This is a genomic window from Geodermatophilus normandii, assembly GCF_003182485.1.
Lineage (GTDB): Bacteria > Actinomycetota > Actinomycetes > Mycobacteriales > Geodermatophilaceae > Geodermatophilus > Geodermatophilus normandii.
In genome coordinates this window covers 1,774,260-1,790,631 of record NZ_QGTX01000001.1, presented here as the reverse complement: position 1 = coordinate 1,790,631, position 16,372 = coordinate 1,774,260, and the positions used below count along the sequence as shown (strand labels likewise).

19 protein-coding genes are annotated in these 16,372 nt (G+C 76.3%); 9 read left to right on the top strand and 10 right to left on the bottom strand.

Going from position 1 to position 16,372, the window contains the following annotated elements; all coding sequences use genetic code 11:
• Window positions 1-105 precede the first annotated feature (105 nt).
• From nhaA to JD79_RS23660, 3 genes are all read left to right on the top strand, one after another.
• Window positions 106-1,455, top strand: a complete 1,350-nt coding sequence (nhaA, locus tag JD79_RS08810) for a Na+/H+ antiporter NhaA (protein ID WP_110005217.1) — start codon at window positions 106-108, stop codon at window positions 1,453-1,455.
• Window positions 1,456-1,779: 324 nt separating this feature from the next.
• Window positions 1,780-2,241, top strand: a complete 462-nt coding sequence (locus JD79_RS23665) for a hypothetical protein (protein WP_110005216.1) — start codon at window positions 1,780-1,782, stop codon at window positions 2,239-2,241.
• 11 nt (window positions 2,242-2,252) lie between these two features.
• Window positions 2,253-2,495: a hypothetical protein gene (locus JD79_RS23660; protein WP_110005215.1), complete on the top strand. Its 243-nt coding sequence runs from the start codon at window positions 2,253-2,255 to the stop codon at window positions 2,493-2,495.
• Here JD79_RS23660 and JD79_RS08795 read toward each other — a convergent pair.
• Complete coding sequence (locus tag JD79_RS08795; RefSeq protein WP_110005214.1) at window positions 2,492-3,424, bottom strand: NAD-dependent epimerase/dehydratase family protein; 933 nt, start codon at window positions 3,422-3,424, stop codon at window positions 2,492-2,494. The genes JD79_RS23660 and JD79_RS08795 overlap by 4 nt on opposite strands.
• A gap of 129 nt (window positions 3,425-3,553) precedes the next feature.
• On the opposite strand from JD79_RS08795, the gene JD79_RS08790 reads away from it, so the two are divergent.
• Window positions 3,554-4,237 carry a TetR/AcrR family transcriptional regulator gene (locus JD79_RS08790; RefSeq protein ID WP_110005213.1) on the top strand — a complete coding sequence of 228 codons (684 nt, stop codon included), beginning with the start codon at window positions 3,554-3,556 and terminating at the stop codon, window positions 4,235-4,237.
• Here the strand turns inward: JD79_RS08790 and JD79_RS08785 are convergent.
• Genes JD79_RS08785 through JD79_RS22570 form a run of 3 tightly spaced genes read right to left on the bottom strand, consistent with a single transcriptional unit; the run spans window position 4,234 to window position 6,660 of the window.
• Window positions 4,234-5,934, bottom strand: a complete 1,701-nt coding sequence (locus tag JD79_RS08785; protein WP_110005212.1) for a DUF885 domain-containing protein — start codon at window positions 5,932-5,934, stop codon at window positions 4,234-4,236. The genes JD79_RS08790 and JD79_RS08785 overlap by 4 nt on opposite strands.
• Complete coding sequence (locus JD79_RS08780; RefSeq protein WP_110005211.1) at window positions 5,931-6,470, bottom strand: heme-binding beta-barrel domain-containing protein; 540 nt, start codon at window positions 6,468-6,470, stop codon at window positions 5,931-5,933. The genes JD79_RS08785 and JD79_RS08780 overlap by 4 nt, the downstream gene beginning before the upstream one ends.
• Before the next feature lie 37 nt (window positions 6,471-6,507).
• Complete coding sequence (locus JD79_RS22570) at window positions 6,508-6,660, bottom strand: hypothetical protein (protein WP_170149161.1); 153 nt, start codon at window positions 6,658-6,660, stop codon at window positions 6,508-6,510.
• 68 nt (window positions 6,661-6,728) lie between these two features.
• Here JD79_RS22570 and JD79_RS08775 point away from each other — a divergent pair, with 68 nt between their 5' ends.
• Window positions 6,729-7,481 (top strand): DUF4184 family protein, encoded by a 753-nt coding sequence (locus JD79_RS08775; protein WP_170149160.1) that lies wholly within the window; start codon window positions 6,729-6,731, stop codon window positions 7,479-7,481.
• An 82-nt stretch (window positions 7,482-7,563) separates the two neighbouring features.
• Window positions 7,564-9,240 carry a SpoIIE family protein phosphatase gene (locus tag JD79_RS08770; RefSeq protein ID WP_245899957.1) on the top strand — a complete coding sequence of 559 codons (1,677 nt, stop codon included), beginning with the start codon at window positions 7,564-7,566 and terminating at the stop codon, window positions 9,238-9,240.
• Between the two features lie 59 nt (window positions 9,241-9,299).
• On the opposite strand, the gene JD79_RS08765 is transcribed toward JD79_RS08770, so the two are convergent.
• The 6 genes from JD79_RS08765 to JD79_RS08740 form a co-directional block, all read right to left on the bottom strand.
• Window positions 9,300-9,593 (bottom strand): DUF1416 domain-containing protein, encoded by a 294-nt coding sequence (locus JD79_RS08765; protein WP_110005208.1) that lies wholly within the window; start codon window positions 9,591-9,593, stop codon window positions 9,300-9,302.
• 1 nt (window position 9,594) lies between these two features.
• Window positions 9,595-10,428, bottom strand: coding sequence for a sulfurtransferase (locus tag JD79_RS08760; RefSeq protein ID WP_110005207.1), 834 nt, complete (start codon window positions 10,426-10,428; stop codon window positions 9,595-9,597).
• A 35-nt stretch (window positions 10,429-10,463) separates the two neighbouring features.
• Window positions 10,464-10,901 carry a DUF4395 domain-containing protein gene (locus JD79_RS08755; protein WP_110005206.1) on the bottom strand — a complete coding sequence of 146 codons (438 nt, stop codon included), beginning with the start codon at window positions 10,899-10,901 and terminating at the stop codon, window positions 10,464-10,466.
• 146 nt (window positions 10,902-11,047) lie between these two features.
• Window positions 11,048-11,524, bottom strand: a complete 477-nt coding sequence (locus JD79_RS08750) for a thioredoxin family protein (RefSeq protein WP_245899956.1) — start codon at window positions 11,522-11,524, stop codon at window positions 11,048-11,050.
• Window positions 11,525-11,536: 12 nt separating this feature from the next.
• Complete coding sequence (locus tag JD79_RS08745) at window positions 11,537-12,226, bottom strand: LmeA family phospholipid-binding protein (RefSeq protein WP_110005205.1); 690 nt, start codon at window positions 12,224-12,226, stop codon at window positions 11,537-11,539.
• A gap of 4 nt (window positions 12,227-12,230) precedes the next feature.
• Window positions 12,231-13,058 (bottom strand): hypothetical protein, encoded by an 828-nt coding sequence (locus tag JD79_RS08740; protein WP_110005204.1) that lies wholly within the window; start codon window positions 13,056-13,058, stop codon window positions 12,231-12,233.
• Window positions 13,059-13,298: 240 nt separating this feature from the next.
• On the opposite strand from JD79_RS08740, the gene JD79_RS08735 reads away from it, so the two are divergent.
• The 3 genes from JD79_RS08735 to pstS all read left to right on the top strand — a co-directional run bounded on the left by JD79_RS08735 (window position 13,299) and on the right by pstS (window position 16,352).
• Window positions 13,299-14,069 carry a winged helix-turn-helix transcriptional regulator gene (locus JD79_RS08735; protein WP_110005203.1) on the top strand — a complete coding sequence of 257 codons (771 nt, stop codon included), beginning with the start codon at window positions 13,299-13,301 and terminating at the stop codon, window positions 14,067-14,069.
• Window positions 14,066-15,004, top strand: a complete 939-nt coding sequence (gene mshD / locus JD79_RS08730) for a mycothiol synthase (protein WP_110007564.1) — start codon at window positions 14,066-14,068, stop codon at window positions 15,002-15,004. The genes JD79_RS08735 and mshD overlap by 4 nt, the downstream gene beginning before the upstream one ends.
• 232 nt (window positions 15,005-15,236) lie before the next feature.
• Window positions 15,237-16,352 carry a phosphate ABC transporter substrate-binding protein PstS gene (pstS, locus tag JD79_RS08725; RefSeq protein ID WP_110005202.1) on the top strand — a complete coding sequence of 372 codons (1,116 nt, stop codon included), beginning with the start codon at window positions 15,237-15,239 and terminating at the stop codon, window positions 16,350-16,352.
• Window positions 16,353-16,372: the final 20 nt, after the last annotated feature.

The window sequence follows — 16,372 nt, the reverse complement described above, 5'->3', positions numbered from 1 at the left end:
CCTCGCGGACGGCGACGACGGAGGCCGCCCGCTAGGGTCGTCACAGGTGTGCCGGGAAGTCTGGTCGGCGGTGTCCGACCCGACCCACCACCCGGGAGCTGTCCCATGAACGCACCGCACGGCTCCACCCGCGTCTTCGCCCGCGGCTCGTGGACCGAGGCCAGCCGCATCGCCGCCGTCCTGCGCGAGGAGACCGTCGGCGGAGTCCTGCTCCTCGTCGGCACGGTGATCGCCCTCGTCTGGGCGAACTCGCCGTGGTCGGCGGCCTACGAGGCCCTGCGGGACACCCGGATGGGCCCCGCCTCGCTCCACCTGGACCTCACCCTGGGAACCTGGGCCGCGGACGGGCTGCTGGCGGTCTTCTTCTTCGTCGCGGGTCTGGAGCTCAAGCGGGAGTTCGTGGCCGGCGACCTGCGCGACCCGCGCCGCGCCGTCCTGCCCGTGGCGGCGGCGGTCGGCGGCATGGCGGTGCCGGCGCTGGTCTACGTCCTGGTCAACCTCGGCGGCGACGGCGCCCTGAGCGGCTGGGCCATCCCCACGGCCACCGACATCGCCTTCGCCCTCGCCGTCCTCGCGGTGATCAGCACGCACCTGCCCAGCGCGCTGCGGACGTTCCTGCTCACCCTCGCCGTCGTCGACGACCTGCTGGCCATCACGATCATCGCGCTCTTCTACACGTCGTCGCTGGCGGCCGGGTGGCTGGCGCTGGCACTCGTGCCGCTGGCGGTGTTCGGGTTCCTCGTGCAGAAGCGGGTCCGCTCGTGGTGGCTGCTGCTGCCGCTGGCGCTGCTCACCTGGGTCCTCGTGCACGAGTCCGGCGTGCACGCCACCGTCGCCGGGGTGCTGCTGGCGTTCACCGTCCCGGTGGTGCGCAGCGAGGCAGCCGGCGGCCCGGACGCCGGTCCCGGGCTCGCCGAGCACCTCGAGCACCGGTTCCGGCCGCTCTCGGCGGGCATCGCGGTGCCGGTGTTCGCCTTCTTCGCCGCCGGCGTGACCGTCGGCGGGTTCTCCGGGCTCGTGGAGTCCCTGGGCGACCGGGTGGCCCTCGGCATCGTCGCCGGGCTCGTCGTCGGCAAGGTCGCCGGCATCGTCGCGGCGACCTGGCTGGTCACCCGGTTCACCCGCGCGGAGTTCGCCGACGAGTTGGGCTGGCCCGACCTGGTCGGCATGGCGCTGCTCGGCGGGATCGGGTTCACCGTGTCGCTGCTCATCGGCGAGCTGGCCTTCGGGGTGGGCAGCGAGCGCGACGACCACGTCAAGGTCGGCGTCCTGGTCGGCACGGTCGTCTCGGCACTGCTCGCGACGATCGTGCTGCGGCTGCGCAACCGCCGCTACCGGCGGATCGAGGCCCTGGAGGCGGTCGACGCCGACGAGGACGGCATCCCCGACGTCTACCAGCGCGGCCCCGACACGCCCGGCGCCCCGGGGCTGCCCAGGCGTTCCGCTGACGGCTGAACAACGTCGTTGCCGACCGCGGAACCGCGACGTACCGTCGAGGTACGCGAGAGGGGAGGTGGTCCGAACAATTGATTTCTCATCGGACTCGTGAGGTGGCTGTCCGCTAGCCGCCGTCCAGATGGGCCGGCCGTTCGGAGTGGAACCCGAGCGGTGGCACGTCATCGCCCGTCCGTCGCACGGCGGCGAGCGAGAACCGGACAGTCATCCGACCCCCGGGCTGCCGACACTTGTCCAGTCGGCCCGTGAGCTGCCGCCCCAGGTGGCGCCGCGGAGCAGCCCGGGGGTTGTCCGTCCCCGGGTACGGACGGAACCCGGACCACCGTGGGGAGGAACGGCGGCCGTGCAGACCGCTGGGCGCACCGCGCCGGCCGGCCGCTGGGTCGCCGAGGCCGTCCGCGCCGCTCCCCCGACACCGTCGCCGCGCTGGTCCCGGCCCGCTTCGCCGCCTACGCCCGCGTCTTCCACCCCGCCGTCCGCTACGACGGCGACGACGACGTGCACGTGCGCTGGGACGAGGTCGCCGCGGCCAACGGCACCACCGCGCACCGGCTCATGCAGTGGCCCGGGATCACCGGCTCCTGGGAGCACCTCGGGGAGGCCGACCAGCCCGGGCTGTGGAACGACGCCCCCGCCGAGGGGCACCTGGTCGCGCACGTGGCGCGGGAACTGGTGACGGTCCTCCAGGACCAGACGACGACGCCGGGCGAGTGCTGGTTCGGCTGGGACGACCACGGCGCCGCCGACCTGCCCGGCTGCGCCTCCCCCGCGCCGACCTGCTGCTGACCCGCGGGCCGGTGGAGCGCGCCGCCACCAACTTCGCCCAGGAGCCGCGCGAGCAGAGCGCCGCGCTGTGGTGGCCGGCCGACCGCGCCTGGTGCGTCGTCACCGACCCGGCGCTCACGAGCACCTACGTCGGCGCCGGCGTGGCCGCCGTCGACGCGCTGCTGGCCACCCGGCTCGAGGTGGCCCCGGCGGGGCCCCGCGACCCGGTCACGCCCGACAGCGACCCGGTCAACCCCGTCGCGCCGCGCGGCTAGGACCGCGCGGGCACCGGGGCCCCGACGGTCGCGGCGACCACCTCGTCCCACGGCGTGGCGGTCAGGCCGAAGGTGTCCGTGGTCGCCGTGGCGTCGATGACGTACTCCCGGTCGAACTGGTGCCGGACGTCGACGACCTCCCGCATCAGCGGCGAGAACCAGCCGACGGCCGTGAGCACCGGCCACGGGATGCCGCTGACCGGCACCGGTGCCCGCCCCATCGCGCGGGCGAGGTCACCGAGGGCCTGGCGCTGCGAGCGCGGCGGGGCACTCGGCACGTGCCACGCCCGGCCCAGCGCCCGCTCGTCGGTGCCGAGGGTGGCCAGGGTGGCCGCGACGTCGGGGAGGTAGGCCCAGCTGCGCGGCGCGTCGGGGTCGCCGACCACCCAGGCGCGGCGCCCGCGGCGCAGCGCCGGGAGCTGGCGCACCAGGTGCGACTGCGCGGCGGGGACCTGCGGCCCGACGAAGTCCGCGGCGCGGGCCTCGGTCATCCGGATGCGGCCGGCCTCGTGCGCGGCCAGCGCCTCCCGCCACATCGCGGTCCGCACCCGGCCCTTGGTGTCGGTGGCCGCCAGCGGGCTGTCCGGCGACATCGGTCCGGCCGGACGGCCGTACACGTAGAGGTTGGCCATCGTGACCAGCGTGGCGCCGGTCCGCTCGGCCGCGGTGAGCAGCGCCGCGGCCACCGGCGGCCAGTCGGTGGCCCACCGGTCGTAGGCGGGGTTGACCGCGTTGTAGAGCGCCGCGGCGCCGGTGGCGGCGTCGGTCAGCGCGCCGGCGTCCGCGGCGTCCACCCGGCGGTGCTCGACGCCGTCGGTGGAGGTGCCGCCGCTGCGGGAGAGCACCCGCACCCGGTGGCCCCGTGCGGCCAGCGCCTCCGCCGTCGTCGTGCCCACCGGGCCCTTGCCCACGATCACGTGCAGCGCCATGAGGACTCCTCGTCCGGTTCGACGAGAGCGGTGCTCTCGTTCGAGGACGACGATCTCGCCAGAGGAACGAGCTGTCAAGAGCGGTGCTCTTGCTTGCGTGCGGTGCTCTCACAAGCGCATCATCGGCACGTGCCCACCGCCCGCGAACGCGTCCGCGCCGAGCTGACCGCCGAGATCACCGAGGCCGCGCGCCGCCAGCTCGCCGAGGTCGGCGCGGCCGCGCTCTCGCTGCGCGCGGTGGCGCGCGAGGTGGGCATGGCGTCGTCGGCGGTGTACCGCTACTTCCCCAGCCGCGACGACCTGCTGACCCGGTTGATCATCGACGGCTACGACGCCCTGGGAGCCGCGGCCGAGGCCGCCGACGACCCGGCCGCACCACCCGCGCGGCGCTGGTCGGCGGTGTGCACCGCCGTGCGCGACTGGGCACGGGCCCACCCGCACGAGTACGCGCTGCTCTACGGCTCACCGGTGCCCGGCTACTCCGCGCCGCGGGACACCGTCCCGGCCGCGTCGCGGGTCGGGATCGTGCTCGGCCGGGTCCTGGGCGACGCCGCCCGCGCCGGCCTGCTGCACGGCTCGGGCGGCCGCGAGCCCGGCCTGCTCGGCGACGCCGCGGTCGAGGTCCTCGGGAACGACGCCCCGGGCATCGACGACGCCGTCCGCGTGCGTGCCCTGTTGGCCTGGAGCTCGCTGTTCGGCACGGTCAGCTTCGAGCTGTTCGGCCACCTCGTCGGGTCGGTCGAGGACGGCGACGCCTACTTCGCCCGCGTCGTCGCCGAGCTCGGCGCCCTCGTCGGGCTCGGCGCGCCCTAGAGCCGCGCGAGCTCCGCCTCGAGGTCGTCGAGGCCGAGCGAGCCCTGCGACAGCGCCGCCATGTGCCACGCCCTGAGGTCGAAGCCCGCGCCGCGCGCCCGCTGCGCCGCGGCACGGCCGGCCAGCCAGGCGCGCTCCCCCAGCTTGTAGCTGATCGCCTGGCCGGGCAGGCCGAGGTAGCGGATCAGCTCGCTGTCGAGGAACGCCGGGTCGCTGCCCAGGTGCTCGCCGGCGAAGGCCCGCGCGAGCTCCGGCGTCCACGGCCGGCCGCGGTGCCCGGCCAGCACGCCCTCGGCGTCGTCGGGGACCGGCAGCCGCAGGTGCATGCCGATGTCGATGACCACCCGGATCGCGCGCAGCTGCTGGGCGTCGAGGTAGCCCATGCGGGCGCCGGGCTCGGTGAGGTACCCGAGCTCGTCCATGAGCCGCTCGGCGTAGAGCGCCCAGCCCTCGACGTTGGCGCTCACCGAGCCCAGCGACGTCTGGTAGGTCGACAGGTCGCGGCTCACGTACGCCCACTGGGCCAGCTGCAGGTGGTGGCCCGGGACGCCCTCGTGGTACCAGATCGAGACCAGGTCCCACAGCGGGAAGCGCTCGCGGCCCAGCGTCGGCAGCCAGGTGCGGCCGGGGCGGGAGAAGTCCTGCGCCGGGCGGGTGTAGTACGGCGCCGCCGCGCTGCCGGGCGGCGCGATCATCGCCTCGACGCGGCGCACCGGCTCGGCGAGGTCGAAGTGGGTGCCGTCCAGCGCGGTGATCGCCTCGTCCATCATCGCCTGCAGTCGCAGCCGGATCGCCTCCACGCCGTCGACCGAGGGACCGTGCTCGTCGAGCCAGCGCATCGCCTCCAGCGGCGTCGAGCCCGGCCGCAGCGCCGCCGCCTCCGCCCGCTGCTCGGCGAGGATCCGCCGGTACTCCGACCAGCCCCAGGCGTAGGCCTCCTCCAGGCCCTGCCCGGCGCCGAGGTCGGAACCGTTCCAGCGCCGCGCGGCGATCGCGTAGCGGTCCCGGCCGACGGCGTCCGGCGTCCCCTCGGCCCGCGGCAGGTACTCGTCGCGCAGGAAGTCGCGCACCTCGGCCACCGCGGCGTCGGCGTCGCGCGCGGCGGCGTCGAGCTCGCCGCGGACCGCGTCGGGCCCGGAGCCGGCCAGACCGCCGAAGAAGGGACCGCGCAGCCACTCGTCGAGCTGGCCGACGACGGTGGACACCTGCCGCGGCGCCACGAGCAGCCCGCGCCGGGCGCCCTCGCGCAGCGTCTCGAGGTAGCCGCGGTAGGCCTCGGGCACCCGCGCCATCCGGCGGGCGACGACGCCCCAGTCGTCCTCGGTCGCCGTGGGCATGAGCAGGAAGACCTGGCGGATCGAGTGCACCGGGCTGAACAGGTTCGACAGCGCCCGGAAGCCCTCGCCGGCCTCGTCCGCGGCTCGTTCGGCGCCCAGGCGCTCGCGCAGCAGGCGGGCGCAGCGGCGCTCGATCGGGTCGTCGTCGAGCGCCGGGTCGGCGGCCAGGACCGCGTCGAGCTCGGCGAGCGTGCGGCGGGTCAGCTCGGCCTCGGCCTCCAGGCCGGCCGGGCTCGGGTCGGGCAGCCGGTCGTCACCGGGGCGGGTGCCCAGCGACGTCGCGACGATCGGGTCGAGGTCGCAGACGGCGTCGACGTAGCGGTCGGCCACCTGCCGGGGAGTGCTGCGCGGTCCGCTCACCGCAGCCGCTCCAGGCGCGCCGACATGGTGGGCCGCAGCGCCGTGTCCGCGCCGGCGCGGTCGACGGCGTACATGAGCGCTCCCTCGACGATGCCGTACAGCCGCACGGCGCGGGTGGTCTCCGGCGCGTCGGGGGTCCGGGCCACGACGTCACTGGTGAGCTCCCAGCTCGTCGTCGTGCGGGCGCGGCCGACGTAGAGCTCGAGCAGGCCGTCGGCGCCGGCGACCAGCAGCTCGACGTCGTCCTCGCCGCGGGGCCGCCAGAAGCCGGACTCGCGCAGCGCCGGCCCCTCGACCCGGCCGTCGTCGCCGATCAGCCAGGTGCGCGACTCGTAGGCGAGGAAGTCGCGGCCGTCGTGCGCGAAGCGCACCCACTGGCCGAAGCGCCGGTCACCGGAGTCGCCGGCGCCGGCGAGCACGCCCTCGCCGTGCCACTCGCCCAGCAGGGGCAGCACCGACAGCAGGCCGTGCGCCACCTCGGGGCCCTCGCGGACGTCGACGGTGTCGACGACGGGCAGGTCGGTCGGGCCGGTCACCGGCCGGCGTCCGGGGCAGACATGCCCGTCACGGTAGTCAGCGCCCGCGGGCGGCGCGTCCGGGTGGGGACGGCGGCACGCGCGCGGGCTCGCGCCGGGCGCGCGGGCGGCGGGCCAGCCGGCGGACGGCGACCCCGCACGCCGCCGCCATCAGCAGCGCGAGCGCGACGAGGACCCAGGCGGCGACCACGACGCCACGGTAGGCAGCCCGCCGGGCGGAGCGCCGCGGGACCCGCCGGGCCGGGGAGGATGGGGCCCGTGCCGTTCACGGGAAGCCACCCCGCGGCCGTGCTGCCCCTGCTGCGCACGGGTCTGCCGGCCTCGGCACTGGTCGCCGGCTCGCTGGCTCCCGACCTGCCCTACTACCTGCCGCTCGACCTCGGCGTGCGGACCCACACCGCCCTCGCCGTGGTCACCACCGACCTGCTGCTGGGCGCGCTGCTCTGGGCGGTCTGGCACGGGCTGCTGTCCACCCCGGCGCTCGCCTGGGCGCCGGGGTCGCTGGCGGCCCGGCTGCCCGCCACGGCGGCGCCCGGGCTGCGCCGGAGGCTGCGCACCCCCGGCCGGGCCGTGCGCGTGCTCGCCGCGGTCCCCGTCGGCGCGGCCACGCACGTGCTGTGGGACGAGTTCACCCACCCGGGCCGCTGGGGGGCCGAGCACGTGCCGGCGCTGGCCGCCACCTGGGCCGGGGAGGCCGGGTACTCCTGGGCGCAGGACCTCAGCGGCGCGGGCGGGGCGCTGGTCCTGGCCGGCTGGCTGGCCCTCTGGTGGCGGCGCACCCCGTCGGCGGCGTCGGCGGGATCGCGCCCGCACTGGTGGCTGCCGTGGACGGTCCTCGCGGCAGCCGCCGGTGCCGCCGGCGCGGCCGCGGCCGCGGGCGCGCCGGACCTCCGGTCCGGTGCCGTGTGGGCGGCCTTCGCCGGCGGTGGCGCGGCGCTCGGCGTCGCCGTGGTGCTCGCGTTGACCTGGACGGCGTACGGGTACGGGGCAGGACGGGCCGCCCGGCGCTGAGGATCCTGCGCGTCGGACACGCTGGTCACCACGGGGGCCGGCACGCAGCGGAGGAGGGGTCATCGACCAGCGGGGAGACGACGTGCAGACCGCCGGGGCGCCGTCGTGGTTCCGCGTGCTGCAGGACGCCGCCTTCGTGCTGGCAGGGGTGTGCGCACCCGACGGCACGCTCCTGGCTGCCAACCGGCTCGCCGTCGAGGAGTGCGGCTACGACCGGGCCGAGGTCCTCGGCCAGCGGTTCTGGGAGACCGGCTGGTGGTCGGCCGACCCGGCGGCCCGCGAGCGGGTGCGCTGCTGGCTGGCCCAGGTGGCGGAGGGCGGGCAGCCGGTCCGCGCCGTCACGGACTACGCGCTGGCCGACGGCACGGTCCGGACGGCCGACCTGGCACTGGACCACGTCGCCGACGAGGCGGGCGGCCCGGGGCACGTGCTCGTCACCGGCATGGACGTCACCGACCGGCTCACCGCCGAGCGCACCGCCGCCGAGGCCGCCACGCGGGCCGGGGACGTCGAGGCCCTGCGCGCCGCGGAGACCCGGCTCTCCCGCGCGCTCGCGCTGTCCGAGCGGGTCCTCGGCAACGTCGCCGACGGCATCTACGGGCTGTCCGCCGACGGGCGGGTCGAGTTCGTCAACCCGGCGGCGGTGGCGACCACCGGCTGGGCCGCCGACGAGCAGCTCGGCACCGACCAGCACGACCTGCTGCACGCGCGCCGGCCCGACGGCTCGCCCTACCCGCGCCAGGAGTGCCCGGTGTGGCAGGCGCTGCACACCGGGCGCACCGTCGTCGCGGAGGACGAGGTCTTCTGGCGCCGGGACGGCACCCCGGTCCCGGTGACGCTGATCGCCGTCCCGACCGTCGAGGACGGCGCGGTCACCGGCGTGGTCGTGTCCTTCCGCGACCTCACCGACCGCATCGCCGCCCGGCGGCAGGCCGCCGAGCTCGCCCGGGTCACCGAGCGGGCGGCCGTGGAGCGGGCGCTGTCCGACCGGCTGCAGCAGGCGCTGCTCACCCCGCCGCCCGAGCCCGACCACCTGCACATCGCCGTCCGGTACCGGCCGGCCGCCGACGGCGCCCGGGTCGGCGGGGACTGGTACGACGCGTTCCTCCAGCCCGACGGCGCCACCGTGCTGGTGATCGGCGACGTCGTCGGCCACGACAGCGGCGCGGCCGCCGCCATGGGGCAGCTCCGGGGGCTCGTGCGCGCCCTCGCGTACGCCGCCGACGAACCGCCGTCGGCCACCCTGCGCCGGGTCGAGCACGCGGCGCGCGGGCTGGCGGTCGGCACGCTGGCCACCACGGTGCTGGCGCGCGTCGAGCGGCGGCCCGACGTGCCCGTCACCGGCACCCGCCGGCTGCGGTGGAGCAACGCCGGGCACCTGCCCCCGGTGCTGCTCACACCGGACGGCAGCACCGAGCTCCTCACCACCCGGGCCGACCTCATGCTCGGCGTCGACCCCGACGCCCCGCGCTCCGACCACGTCCGCGACCTGCCCGACGGCTCGACCCTGCTGCTCGTCACCGACGGGCTGGTCGAGCGGCGCGACAGCGACCTGGACGCCGGCCTGGCCGCGCTGCGCACCGCGCTGGCCGACCTCGGGACGACGCCGCTGGAGGAGCTGTGCGACCGGCTGATCGACCGGCTCGTGCCGCCGGGGCAGCCCGACGACGTCGCCCTGGTCGCCGTCCGCGCGTACCCGGAGGACCGGCCGCGGCCGCCGGAGGCCGGACCCAACCGCCTCCCGCCCGGCGTCTCCTGACACCGGAGACGCCGGTGCCCCCTCCCGGCGAGGCCGGGAGGGGGCACCGTGCGGACGGATCAGTCGAGGACGACGGTGGTCTCGGTCAGGCCGACCTCGGCGTCGACGACCCGCTCACCGCGGCCGACCGGGGCCAGCGACCGCAGCTTCCACTGCCCCGGGGCGGCGAAGAAGCGGAACTCGCCCTCCGGGCTGGTCACCACCTCGGCGGTGAACTCGTCGGTGGCGTCGAGCAGCCGGACGTACGCGCCGGCCACCGGGGCGCCGTCGTGCCAGACCTGGCCCTGGATGACCGTCTGGGTGCTCAGGTCGATGCCGGCGAGGGCACCACCCTGCTGAGGGGCTCCGCACACGTCAGGCACCCTTCTCGATCGGGACGCCGACCAGCGAGCCGTACTCGGTCCAGGAGCCGTCGTAGTTCTTGACGTTCTGCTGGCCGAGCAGCTCGCGCAGGACGAACCAGGTGTGGCTCGAGCGCTCGCCGATGCGGCAGTAGGCGATGGTGTCCTTGGACTCGTCGAGGCCGGCGTCGGCGTAGAGCTTGCGCAGCTCGTCGTCGCTCTTGAAGGTGCCGTCCTCGTTGGCCGCCTTGCTCCACGGCACGTTCACCGCGGTCGGGATGTGGCCGGGGCGCTGCGCGCCCTCCTGCGGGAGGTGGGCCGGGGCGACCAGCTTGCCGGCGAACTCGTCGGGCGAGCGCACGTCGACGAGGTTCTGCTGGCCGATCGAGGCGACGACCTCGTCGCGGAAGGCGCGGATGGAGGTGTCGGCGTCCTTCGCCTGGTACTGCGTGGCCGGGCGCTCGACGGGGTCGGGCGAGAGCGGGCGGCTGTCGAGCTCCCACTTCTTGCGGCCGCCGTCGAGGAGCTTGACCTGGTCGTGGCCGTAGAGCTTGAAGTACCAGTAGGCGTAGGCGGCGAACCAGTTGTTGTTGCCGCCGTAGAGGACGACGGTGTCGTCGTTGGCGATGCCCTTGGCCGACAGGAGCTCCTGGAACTGCTCCTTGCTGACGAAGTCGCGGCGCAGCGGGTCCTGCAGGTCGAGCTTCCAGTCGAGCTTGACCGCGCCCTCGATGTGGCCCTTGTCGTAGGCGCTGGTGTCCTCGTCGACCTCGACGAAGACGATGCCGGGCTGGCCGATGTGCTCCTGGGCCCAGTCGGCGTTGACGAGCACGTCGTTGCGGCTCATGGGGAGGTTCCTCCGTGTGGTGGGTGTACGGACGATCAGGCGGTGCGGACGGGACGGGCCCGCCGGACGGTGAGGTAGAGCTCGCAGCCGAGGCACAGGCCGGTGGCCGCGTTGAGCAGCGCCGCGACGAGCGCGAGGCCGGTGGCGAGCGCGCCGAGCACCGGCACCCCGAGCAGGTACCCCGCCGCGCCCACGGCGGTGGAGGCGAACCCGACGAACTGGGCGAAGCGCACCGGCGCCTCGGGCTCGCGCTCCCGCGCCGGCCCCAGCCGCGGGGCGACGAGGGTGCGGAACAGCACCGCGTAGGGGGCCGACCGCAGGCCGGCGGCCGCACCGACGGCGAAGACGACCGCCTGTGCGGCGGCCAGCCAGCCGCTCGCGGTCAGCAGGACGACGGCGAGGACGGCACTGGTGACCCACGCGGCGAAGCGCGGGCCGCGCACGTCGACCGTGCGGGCAGGACTCGGGGACATCGATGGGCTCTCCGGACGGCGGTCAGGGCGCGTCTGGGCGGAGCGGGGCCGCCCTCAGGAGGCCCGACACAGGCAGCTGCCGACGCGGCACAGGTCGACTGTGCGGCGCGAGGTCAGCAGGGTGCCCACGCGGCGAGGGTAACCGATCACGACCGGGGGCCGGTGTGGGCGTCGACGAGGGCGGTCAGCTCCTCCGGCCGCGGGGCGCCGCTGCTGCGGCCGAGCAGCCGCCCCCGGCGGTCCAGGTAGAACAGCGTCGGCGTGCGCCGGACGTCGAGCTCGCGGACCGCGTCGAGGGAGCTCTCGGCGTCGACGTGGACGTAGGCCAGCCCCGGCCGGGTGGCCTGCAGGTGCTGCAGCCGGGCACGGGTGGTCCGGCAGGGCCCGCAGAACGCGGTGGAGAACTGGACGACGGTCAGGTCGGCGTCGGCCGGGCGCACGCCCAGGCCCTCGAGCACCGCGGTGGGTCCGCCCACGCTCTCCTCCTCCTGCGCCGCCCGCAGCCGGCCGTCGCGGGTGCGCAGCCACCAGGCCGCCACGGCGGTCAGGGCCAGCGCCGCGGCGAGCACCGCCGCTCCGGTCCCGCTCATCCCCTGCACGAACCCGACCGGGTCGGTGCGCATTCCCGCCCGCGGTCAGGACGCGCGCAGCACCGTGCCGGTGCCCTCGGCGGTCACGTCCACACCCTCGTCGCCGGGCCGCAGGCCGGTGAGCTGCAACCCGAACGGCAGCTCGACGGGGTAGCGCAGGTCGAGCAGGTCGCCGGCCCGGTCGACGACGACGTCCGGGACGTCGACGCCGGCCGCCTCCGCGTCCTCGACGTCGACCACGAGGTCCTGGCCGTCGAGCGAGACCGTGCCGACGGCGGTCAGCGGCACCGAGTAGCCGAGCACCTCGACGGTGCGCGTGACGCGCAGGGCGTCGCCCTCGCGGGCCAGGGTGGTGTCGCCACCGAGCTGCTGGGCGAGCAGCGCGTAGGACAGGGTGGCGGTGCCGTCCACGCGGTCGACCGGCACCTCCCGCACCGACCCCGACAGCGCGTCGGACAGCGGGACGTGCGCCCCGCGGAGGCGGACGTCGGCGGAGGTGCCCTCGGGCCGGCCGAGCTCGTCGGCGGTCAGGGAGATGCGCACGTCGTCGTAGGTGCCCGACACCGCCTGCGTGAGGAACGGCCACCCCCGGACGTCGACGTCGGGGGTCCCGGCCAGGCCGCCCGCGTCGCGCAGCGCCTCGGCCACCCGGTCCTCGGCGATGCCCTCGGCCACCGGGTCGGCCACCAGCGCGAGCACGACGAGCAGCGCCAGGACGACGAGGAGGGCGCGCACCGGCTCAGACGACGGCCAGTGCCAGCAGCACCGGCGCGCAGACGGCCAGGGGGAGGACGGCCTCGACCGCGACGCCCCCGGCCGCGGCACCCCGGCCGCGCCAGTCGCCGAGGACGAAGGAGGCGGCGGTCCCGGCCAGCGCGGCGACCAGGCCGAGCACCAGGCCGGTGGTGGTGCCGGAGACGACGTCGACCAGCTCCGCGGTGCCGCTCCCGGACAGCGCCACGGCGACCCCGGCCACGACGGCGGCCAGCAGCCCCGGCACCCCGCGGTCGGCCCCGTCGGCGACGGCGGGCCGCGGCAGGACGGCGTCGACGAGGTGGCCGGCGACCAGCGCGGCGCCGACGACGACCAGCGGCGAGCCGGCGACGTCGCCCTCGTCCCCCGGCACGTCGGGCAGCAGCAGGAGGGCCAGCGCGCAGACGGCGGCGACCAGCAGCGCGACGCTGCCGAGCGAGCCGACCACGTCGGTGCGCGGCGGCCGGCGCAGCATCTGGTGCAGCACGGCGGCGATCAGCGCGGGGCCGGCCACGGCCAGCAGCAGCCCGGGGCCGGGCTGGTCACCGGAGGGGGCGAGCGGGCCGACGGCGAGGTCGGCACCCACGGCGGCCGCGGCCCCGAGGACCGTGACGCCCCCGGCACCGGCCGCTGCGGTGGCGGGCACCCAGCCGGCCACCAGGACCGCCTGCAGCACCAGGACGGCGACCAGCCGGCCGTGCTCGCCGACCAGGTCCGGAGCGAGCACCAGGAGCCCGACGGCGGCCCCCGCGACGACCGCGACGGCGACGTGCCGCGCCCGGGCGGCGGGCCGGGTGTCCAGCGCCGTGGTCACGCAGCCTCCAGCCCGGGACCGCCCGGCAGCCCCGCCGGTGCCGTCGTCTCCCGCTCGTCCCGATCGTCTCAGACGCCGGCCGCCCGGCGCGCGGAGCGACGGGCGGCTGGCGGCGTGTCCCGGCCCCGCCCGGACCGTGCCGGATCCGACACCGAGCGCTGCGCCGGGTCCCGGCGACACGTCGGTTATCCTGCTGTCTCGGTTCGACAGCGCCGTCGACGCCCTCCCCGAGGAGACGACATGCGACTCGTGCTCATGACCGCGGCGCGTCAGGCCACGACCGAGGTGCTGCCCGCCCTGGGGCTGCTCGGCCACCAGGTGCGCGTCGTGGCGCCCGAGCTGTCGAGCCTGCTCGACGGCGACTCCGGCGACGTGGTGCTCGTCGACGCCCGCCACGACCTCATCCAGGCCCGCACCCTGTGCGGGCTGCTGTCCTCCACCGGCGTGGCCTCCGCCCTCGTCGCCGTCCTCTCCGAGGGCGGGCTGGTCGCGCTGTCGGCCGACTGGGGCGTCGACGACGTCCTGCTCGACACCGCCGGCCCGGCCGAGGTCGACGCCCGGCTGAAGTGGGCCACCGCCCGCCGGCTGGCCGCGGCCACCCCGGCCGACGGCGTCGACGGCGGGGTCACTCAGGCCGGCGAGCTGGTCATCGACGAGCACAGCTACTCGGCCAAGCTCCGCGGCCGCCCGCTCGACCTCACCTACAAGGAGTTCGAGCTCCTCAAGTACCTCGCCCAGCACCCCGGCCGGGTGTTCTCGCGCGCCCAGCTGCTGCAGGAGATCTGGGGCTACGACTACTTCGGCGGCACGCGCACCGTCGACGTCCACGTGCGCCGGCTGCGCGCCAAGCTCGGCACCGAGCACGAGGCGCTGATCGGCACGGTCCGCAACGTGGGCTACAAGCTCGACCAGCAGGTCGCCGACGCCACCGCCGCGGCCGCCCGCGCGCAGGCCGAGGAGTCGGCCGCGACCACCGTCGTCGGCGCGCGCGACGCCGCTCCGCTGCCCTGAGCACCGCCGCCGTCTCCGACTCCGCACGGCTCGATCCGGCGCGGACCGCGGCCGTCCTCGCGCTGCTGCGTGCGGCGGCCGTGTCCGACGGTGTGCGCCCGCTGTCGGAGGAGGCCGAGCTGCGGCTGCAGCACGGCGGCCCGGCCGGTGGCCACGACGTCCTGGCCACCGACGCCGACGGCGCGGTGACCGGCTACGCCCGGCTCGAGCTCGGCGACGGCACCGGGGACGCCGAGGCCGAGCTCGTCGTCGCCCCCGCCGCACGGCGGCGAGGGACCGGGCGGGCGCTGCTCACCCGGCTGGAGGAGCTCGCCGGCGACCGGCCGCTGCGCGTCTGGGCCCACGGCGACCTGCCGGCCGCGACCGGGCTGGCCACCGGGCGCGGCTACACCCGGGCCCGCGTGCTGCTGCAGATGCGCCGGCCGCTCGGCGACGCCGACCTGACCGGGGGCCCGGCCCTCCCCGACGGCGTCGCGGTGGCCGCCTTCCGGCCCGGCCGCGACGAGGCGGCCTGGCTGCGGCTCAACGCCCGCGCCTTCGCCGCCCACCCCGAGCAGGGGGCGTGGACGTCCGAGGACCTGCTGCTGCGCGAGGCCGAGGCCTGGTTCGACCCGGCCGGCTTCCTGCTCGCCTGGCGCGGGGACCGCGACGCCGGCGGCACGCTGCTCGGCGCGCACTGGACCAAGGTGCACCCGCCGGGCGACGCCGGACCGGACGCCGTCGGCGAGGTCTACGTGCTCGGCATCGACCCCGACGCCCAGGGGCTGGGGCTCGGCCGGGCGCTCACCGTCCGGGGCCTGGCCCACCTGCGCGGCCGCGGCCTGGACGAGGTGCTCCTCTACGTCGAGGAGGACAACACCGCCGCGGTGACCCTCTACGAGCGCACCGGCTTCACGCGGTACGCCGTCGACGTCTCCTGGCGGCGCACCCCCTGACCGGGGGCAAACGCCCCTTCCTCCCGCACTCCCGGCACGCTCCGCCACCGGAAACGCGCCGGTTCACCGACTGGACGTGACGGCGTTCTCACCCGGTCGGGAAAGGCTCCGCGGGCGTTCACCGGCCGTTCATCGAGCGACCCGGGACCGGCCACCTGTGCTCCCTACCGTCCCTCTCGTTGGTCCTCCCCTGCCCGGCAACGAGGTCCGGGCTCCTCCGAAAGGCACTGGGTTGAAGCTCAGCACCAGGTCGCGCGCCGTCGTCCTCAGCACGGCGCTGACCAGCACTCTCGCGCTCGCCGCCTGTGGTGCCGCCAACGAGTCCGAGGCCTCCTCGGGTGGCGGCAGCGGCTCGAGCGCCGCCTCGCTCAGCGGCGACCTCGTCGGCGTCGGCGCCACCAGCCAGCAGTCGGCCATGGAGGCGTGGCAGGCCGGCTTCGAGGGCGAGTACCCGGACGTGCAGTTCAGCTACGCCCCCGAGGGCTCCGGTGCGGGTCGCGAGCAGTTCATCAACGGCTCCGCCGACTTCGCCGGCTCCGACGCCGCGCTGGACGAGGAGGAGCTGACCGCCGCTTCGGAGCGCTGCGCCGGTGGCGAGGTCTTCGAGCTGCCGAACTACATCTCGCCGATCGCCGTCGCCTTCAACGTCGAGGGTGTCGACGAGCTGAACCTCTCCCCGGCCACGATCGCGGGCATCTTCAGCAACACCATCACGACCTGGAACGACCCGGCGATCGCCGCCGAGAACCCGGACGCGACCCTGCCCGACACCGCGATCACCGCGGTGCACCGCGCCGACGACTCGGGCACCACCGAGAACTTCACCGACTACCTGCACCAGGCCGCGGCCGACGTGTGGACGTCGGAGCCGGACGGCGAGTGGCCGCTGCCGGGCGGCGAGTCCGCCCAGGGCACCTCCGGCGTGATCGAGGTCGTCACCAACACCCCCGGCGCCATCACCTACGCGGACGCCAGCCGCGCCGGTGACCTCGGGGTGGCCGCCGTCGCCGTCGGCCAGGAGTTCGTCGCTCCGTCCGCCGAGGCCGCTGCCGCCGTCGTCGAGAACTCCCCGGCCGTCGAGGGCCGCGGCGAGTACGACTTCGCCATCGAGGTGAACCGGCTGACCGAGGAGTCGGGCGAGTACCCGATCGTCCTGGTCAGCTACCACATCGGCTGCATCGAGTACGACGACCAGTCGAAGGCCGACAACGTCAAGGCCTTCATGTCCTACGTGATCAGCGAGGACGGCCAGGCCACGGCCTCCGAGAACGCCGGCAACGCCCAGATCTCCGACACCCTGCGCGAGCAGGCCCAGGGCGCCGTCGACGCCATCACCGCCGCCGCCTGACGGCGGCCCACCGCGAGGGC

What these genes read in the sequence shown, in the direction of transcription:
- JD79_RS08760 (WP_110005207.1), bottom strand. Translation starts at nt 10,428, where the DNA reads ATGAGCCGCAACGACGTGCTCGTCAACGCCGACTGGGCCCAGGAGCAC.
- JD79_RS08795 (WP_110005214.1), bottom strand. Translation starts at nt 3,424, where the DNA reads ATGGCGCTGCACGTGATCGTGGGCAAGGGCCCGGTGGGCACGACGACG.
- JD79_RS08735 (WP_110005203.1), top strand. Translation starts at nt 13,299, where the DNA reads ATGCGACTCGTGCTCATGACCGCGGCGCGTCAGGCCACGACCGAGGTG.
- JD79_RS08755 (WP_110005206.1), bottom strand. Translation starts at nt 10,901, where the DNA reads ATGTCCCCGAGTCCTGCCCGCACGGTCGACGTGCGCGGCCCGCGCTTC.
- nhaA (WP_110005217.1), top strand. Translation starts at nt 106, where the DNA reads ATGAACGCACCGCACGGCTCCACCCGCGTCTTCGCCCGCGGCTCGTGG.
- JD79_RS08750 (WP_245899956.1), bottom strand. Translation starts at nt 11,524, where the DNA reads ATGCGCACCGACCCGGTCGGGTTCGTGCAGGGGATGAGCGGGACCGGA.